The organism is Vibrio sp. 378 (assembly GCF_033339435.1).
On the sequence record NZ_JAWOUO010000242.1, the window covers coordinates 1 to 928 of the forward strand.

General features: G+C 45.5%; 1 pseudogene. It reads right to left on the reverse strand.

The features are described from left to right. A pseudogene (locus R7Q48_RS25450) lies at positions 1-928 on the reverse strand (aconitate hydratase B); the annotation flags it as partial.

The window sequence follows — 928 nt, forward strand, 5'->3', positions numbered from 1 at the left end:
GTCTGTTTTCAGAGAAAACTCAGCAAGTACTTCACCTGTTTCGTGGTTACATACTTTGCCTTCGTATGGGTAAACGTCGATAACGTCGCCCATATTCAACTTCGTTACATCAACTTCGATAGGCAGCGCGCCCGCATCTTCCATTGTGTTGAAGAAGATAGGTGCAATTTTACCGCCAAGCACGTAACCACCAGCGCGTTTGTTAGGTACGTAAGGGATATCATCGCCCATGAACCATAGCACTGAGTTAGTTGCAGATTTACGAGAAGAACCAGTACCAACAACATCACCAACATACACTAGCTGGTGACCTTTTGATTTTAGCTCTTCGATTTGTTTGATTGGACCGATGGTGCCTGGCTGGTCAGGGTTAATACCCTCACGTTCGTTTTTCAGCATCGCAAGTGCGTGTACTGGAATATCAGGGCGAGACCATGCATCAGGAGCTGGAGAAAGATCATCCGTGTTCGTTTCACCTGTCACTTTAAAGACAGTCAGCGTGATTTTTTCTTCAAGCTTAGGCTTAGATAGGAACCATTCAGCATCCGCCCAAGATTGAAGCACTTTTTGTGCATGAGCATTGCCTGCTTTCGCTTTCTCTTCTACATCATAGAAAGCATCAAACATCAGTAGCGTATGAGACAGAGCTTTCACAGCGATTTCAGCCAAAGCTTCATCGTCTAGTAGCTCAACTAACGGTGCAATGTTGTAACCGCCTTGCATTGTACCCAGTAGCTCAGCCGCTTTTTCTCGGCTTACAAGCGGTGAAGACACTTCACCTTTTGCTACTGCAGTCAGGAAACCAGCTTTAACATAAGCAGCTTCATCTACACCTGGTGGAATACGGTTTTCTAGTAGGTCAAGAATGAACTCTTCTTCACCTTGCGGGGGATTTTTCAGAAGTTCTACAAGTCCAGCAACTTGCTCT